The sequence below is a fragment of the Pseudonocardia pini genome (genome assembly GCF_013870575.1).
In the GTDB taxonomy this organism is placed as follows: domain Bacteria; phylum Actinomycetota; class Actinomycetes; order Mycobacteriales; family Pseudonocardiaceae; genus Pseudonocardia; species Pseudonocardia pini.
Genome location: NZ_JACBXB010000449.1, coordinates 1 through 4496, shown reverse-complemented (window position 1 = coordinate 4496; position 4496 = coordinate 1). Strand labels below are relative to the sequence as shown.

Sequence of the window (4496 nt, the reverse complement as noted above, 5' to 3'; positions counted from 1 at the left end):
CCGGCCTCGCCGCCGACCAGCACGGTCCCGCCGTGGCCGCTGCGGGCGGAGTCGAGCGCAGCCCGCAGCGCACCGAGTTGCCCCGCCCGCTCCAGCAGCACGGGGTCAGCTCACCAGAACGCCCCGGGAATGGGGAGCCCACGCGGCCAGGATAGGGAGTTCTCCCGACGTGGCACGGGCACCGCCGGACCTACCGTCTCCCCAGGTCGAACGACCGGAACACGACGAAATGGAGCACGACGATGGCCACCTTCATGATCGAGCGCAACCTGCCCGGCGCCTCCCGCCTCTCCCTGGAGGAGCTGCGCGAGATCGCCCGCACCTCCAACCAGGTAGTGGAGGGCCTGCAGGTCGGCTACACGTGGCACCACAGCTACGTGGCGGGCGACAAGATCTACTGCGTGCACGAGACCGACGACCCCGAGACCATCCGCGAGCACGCCCGTCGGGGCGGGTTCCCCGCGGACGTCGTCGTGGAGGTCACCGCGGAGATCGGCCCGGGGACGGCCGACTCCTGACCCCGCCCGGGGCCGGGCCCGATCGGGTCCGGCCCCGCCCGACGCGGAGCCCTCACCGGGAGTGGTCGCCGACAGCGGTGCTCGCGCCTGCACGGGCGGCGGATCCGCGATGTCGGGGTGGTCGAGGGGGCGCCAGGACGATGCAGCATTGACTTATATAAGTCACGACCGGGATAGTCGCGGTCGTGCACGCGTTCGACATCCTCGGCGACCCCGTGCGCCGTCGCATACTGGAGCTGCTCGCCGACGGCGAGCAGACCTCCGGAGCGATCACGGACGTCATCCGGGCCGAGTTCGCCATCTCCCAGCCCGCTGTCTCCCAGCATCTTCGCGTGCTGCGCGACAACGGGTTCGCGTCGGTGCGGGCCGAGGGCACTCGCCGGTTCTACGCCGTCGTGCCCGCGCCGCTGAGCGAGGTCGACGCGTGGCTGGCCCCGTTTCGCCGGTTCTGGACACAACGCCTCGACGCCCTGGGGACCGAGCTGGCCCGGGGCAGGCGTGCGCGCCGACCCCGGGCCGAGGGGGAACCCACCCGACCGGCCGAGCTCGGCACCGACCCGAGCAGGACCGGTCCGCCCACCGAGAGGACGTGACCGTGAAGGACCTCCTGGACGAGCTCGCCGCCGTGCACCGGGTGATGGGCGAGGGCACCCTGCCGGCAGGCGAGGCCTACACCGTGGAGCTGCGGCGTCGGTACGACGCGGAGATCGACGACGTCTGGGACGCCCTCACCAGCCCCGAGCGGCTGGGCCGCTGGGTGGGGCCGGTCACCGGGAACCTCCGGCTGGGCGGCGCGTTCGAGCTGGAAGGCGGTGAGCACGGCGAGATCCTCCAGTGCGAGCCGCCCCGCCTGCTGAAGGTGTCCTGGCTCTTCGGTCCGGAGGCCGACGCCTGGCCCGGAACGAGCGAGGTCGAGGTGCGCCTGACCCCCGGCACGACCGCCGACACCGAGCTCGAGCTGATCCACGCGGCGGTCGTCGGCGAGCCCTCCTTCCCGACGTACGGCCCCGGCGCGGGAGGCGTCGGCTGGGACCTGGCTCTGCTCGCCCTGGCCCGACTCCTGGCCGATGGCGCGACCGCCGACCACGAGGAGCTCGAGAAGTCGCCCGAGGGACGCGAGTTCAGCCGGCGCAGCGCCGCGGCGTGGGGCCGGGCCCACCTGGCCGCCGGCGGCGAACCCGAGCACGTCGCGGCCGCAGTGGAAGCCACCACCGCGTTCTACGTACCCGACCCGACCTGACACGCCCGGAAGGAAGAGCGCCGCCCGCCATGAAGTACACAGTCTCGATCGAGATCGCCCAGCCGCGGGAGCGAGTGGTCCAGCTGCTCGCCGACCCGGCGCACCTGCCGGCATGGCTGCGGGGCCTGGTACTGCACGAGCCGCTGAACGGGACGCACGGGCAGGTCGGCACCACCTCGCGCGTCGTGCTGCGGACGGGGCAGCAGACGATGGAGGGCACCGAGACCATCACGCGCCGGGAACCGGTGGATCTGCAGGGGTTCCCGGGAGACGGCGTGGTGCACTTCGACCGCGAGATCGTCGCCGAGGGCATGTGGAACGCCGCGCGCGAACGGCTGACCGAAGCCGGTCCGGGGACGACGCGCTGGGAGAGCGAGAACGAGTACCGGTTCAGCGGCGTGCTGATGCGGCTGGCGGCACCTCTCCTGCGTGGCGTCTTCCGCACGCAGTCGCTCCGGCACATGCAGGACTTCAAGGCGTTCGCCGAGCAGGGGACGGACGTCCGCGACGAGAGGACCTGATCCGCCGCACCCGGAGAACGCGACGTCGGAGGCCCGCGGAGGACCCAGCTGGGCGCACCTATCAAATACCTAACGGATTAGATAGATTGGCGGACATGGCATCCGACCGTCCTGGTCCCCGTGATCACTGGACGCCTCCCGACTACGAGGTCGATGCCGACGGCAAGGTCGTGGGCGCCAAACCGGGCAGCCCCCACAACTGGGGCCGCTGGGGGGAGGACGACCAGATCGGCACCGCCAACCTGCTGACCCCTGAGCGTGCCGTGCAGGCGTCGACGCTGATCCGCACCGGTCGCAGCTTCTCGTTGAGTGTCCCGTTCGGCCGCGGCGCCAGGAACCTCGGCACCCGGCACGACCCGATCCACCTCCTCTCCGCCACCGGCACGGACAACGTCGCGGGTGCGAGCAGCGCGCACCACCTGCAGGACGCCGACGACCTCGTCGTCCTCCCCCTCCAGGCCGCGACACACCTCGACGGGCTGGCCCATGTCGGCCGGGACGACACGCTGTACAACGGCTTCTGGGCCGGAACGGTGTCCGCCCGCGAGGGCGCCACCCGGCTGAGCGCCGATCGGCTGGCCACCGGGCTGATCGGCCGTTGCGTCCTGGTGGACGCCGCGCGCCACGCCGACCTCGACCCCTTCCGGGGAGTGGTCGACGTCGCGGTCCTCGAGTCGACCCTGCGGGCCCAGGGAGTGGACGTCGGACCGGGGGACGTCATGCTCCTGCGCACCGGCTGGATCGGGGCCTACACCGCCCGGGACAGACCCCCTCGGACCCGGTCCTGCGGGCTCGCGCCCTCCACGCTCGAGTGGATCGCCGATCGTGACGTCGCCATGGTCGCGGCGGACAACCGCACGGTGGAGGCGCTGCCCAATCCCGAGGGCACCGCGATCCTGCCGTTCCATCGCCGTGCGCTGCACGACCTCGGCCTCCTGCTCGGGGAGCTCTTCGCTCTCGACGAGCTGGCTGCGCACTGCGCCCGGACCGGGGTCTACGAGGCGTTCTTCTGCGCTGCCCCGCTCCCGCTCACCCGGTCGGTCGGCACTCCGCTCAACCCGCTGGTGATCGTCTGAGATCCCGCCTGCCGGTCTTGCCGTAGCCGACATCTGAGTGGACTGAATATGTCGCCCCTCGACGTGGAAGGCCGCCGCATGTCCCTGTTCTCCCGCCGCCCCGACGTGACCCCGTGACGCCGTCCCCCCGTTGGCTCGATCTCGACGGCGCGCACAACGTCCGAGACGTCGGCGGACTGCGCGCGACGGACGGTCGCGTCGTCCGTCCCGGGGTGCTCCTGCGCGGCGACCACCTCGAGGATCTCTCGGCCGCGGGGGCCGCGGCGCTGTGCGAGGGCGCCGGCCTGCGGGCCGTCGTCGACCTGCGGTCCCCCCAGGAGAACCCGCTGCCGGGCGACTGGATGACCGGCCGGTCCGTGGAGCGTCTCCACCTCCCGCTGGTCGACCTCACCCAGAGCATCGGACGGCACCGTGACGAGTCGGGCGAGACGGACTACGTCGCCGCCTACGGCTCGATGCTCGACGCCGCGGGTCCCGTGCTCGTCGAGATCCTCCGGTTCCTGACCGGCGCGGGCAGGCTGCCCGCGCTCGTGCACTGCGCCGCAGGCAAGGACCGGACCGGCATCACCGTCGCGGTCCTGCTGGCGGCGGCAGGGGTCGGCGAGGAGGACATCGTGGCCGACTATGCGGTGACGGGGCTGCGGCTGGCTCGGGTTCGCGAGTCGCTGATCCGTCGAGGTGCGTACCGAGGCCCGCAGACCCCCGCCCTCCCGCAGCCGCTCGACGGCGCCCCGATCCGAGCCGTCCTCGCGCTGCTCGACCGCGCGGGCGGGGCGGAGGCGTTTCTCCGCAGGCACGGCGCACGGGAGGAGGAACTCGTCGCCTGGCGGCGCGTCCTGCTGACCGCTGACCACGAGCCGGCCGGGACCCGGCGGGGCAGCGCCCGCTGATCGAGGTGCGGCAGCGTGCCGTCGGCGACCCGTTCCACGGTGGGGTCAGGGCCCGGTGCGCCCCAGAGGTCCTCGCCCCTCGGCCAGCACGGTCGCTGCCGCGTTCTCGCGACGGACCGCCGCCGACACGGCGTCCTCCCGCCCCTGGCGCAGGAGAGCCTTCGCCGCGGCGACCGCCTCGGGCGGGTGCGCCGCGATGAGCAGGGCCAGGGCACGCAGCTCGGCCTCGAGCTCCGCGGGTGGGCATCGGC

6 protein-coding genes and 1 pseudogene are annotated in these 4496 nt (G+C 73.0%); 6 read left to right on the top strand and 1 reads right to left on the bottom strand.

Annotated features, from left to right (window positions below; genetic code table 11):
* Nucleotides 1–242 precede the first annotated feature (242 nt).
* The 6 genes and pseudogenes from H5J29_RS21955 to H5J29_RS21930 all read left to right on the top strand — a co-directional run bounded on the left by H5J29_RS21955 (nt 243) and on the right by H5J29_RS21930 (nt 4245).
* Nucleotides 243–518, top strand: a complete 276-nt coding sequence (locus H5J29_RS21955) for a DUF4242 domain-containing protein (RefSeq protein WP_181782930.1) — start codon at nt 243–245, stop codon at nt 516–518.
* A gap of 185 nt (nt 519–703) precedes the next feature.
* Nucleotides 704–1045 (top strand): annotated as a pseudogene (locus H5J29_RS21950) (ArsR/SmtB family transcription factor); the annotation flags it as partial.
* A gap of 68 nt (nt 1046–1113) precedes the next feature.
* On the top strand, nt 1114–1758 hold the full coding sequence (locus H5J29_RS21945) for an SRPBCC domain-containing protein (protein ID WP_312858352.1): 645 nt from the start codon (nt 1114–1116) through the stop codon (nt 1756–1758).
* A gap of 29 nt (nt 1759–1787) precedes the next feature.
* Complete coding sequence (locus tag H5J29_RS21940) at nt 1788–2279, top strand: SRPBCC family protein (protein WP_181782928.1); 492 nt, start codon at nt 1788–1790, stop codon at nt 2277–2279.
* Nucleotides 2280–2374: 95 nt separating this feature from the next.
* On the top strand, nt 2375–3355 hold the full coding sequence (locus H5J29_RS21935) for a cyclase family protein (RefSeq protein ID WP_181782927.1): 981 nt from the start codon (nt 2375–2377) through the stop codon (nt 3353–3355).
* Nucleotides 3356–3468: 113 nt separating this feature from the next.
* Entirely contained in the window at nt 3469–4245 is a 777-nt protein-coding gene (locus H5J29_RS21930) for a tyrosine-protein phosphatase (RefSeq protein ID WP_181782926.1), read from the top strand.
* A gap of 45 nt (nt 4246–4290) precedes the next feature.
* Here the strand turns inward: H5J29_RS21930 and H5J29_RS21925 are convergent.
* A partial coding sequence (locus H5J29_RS21925) for a hypothetical protein (RefSeq protein WP_220187752.1) occupies nt 4291–4496 on the bottom strand: 206 nt, incomplete at its 5' end.

Bases quoted from the DNA above. Each gene is read 5' to 3' on its own strand.
- H5J29_RS21955 (WP_181782930.1), top strand. From the start codon at position 243: ATGGCCACCTTCATGATCGAGCGCAACCTGCCCGGCGCCTCCCGCCTC.
- H5J29_RS21940 (WP_181782928.1), top strand. From the start codon at position 1,788: ATGAAGTACACAGTCTCGATCGAGATCGCCCAGCCGCGGGAGCGAGTG.
- H5J29_RS21935 (WP_181782927.1), top strand. From the start codon at position 2,375: ATGGCATCCGACCGTCCTGGTCCCCGTGATCACTGGACGCCTCCCGAC.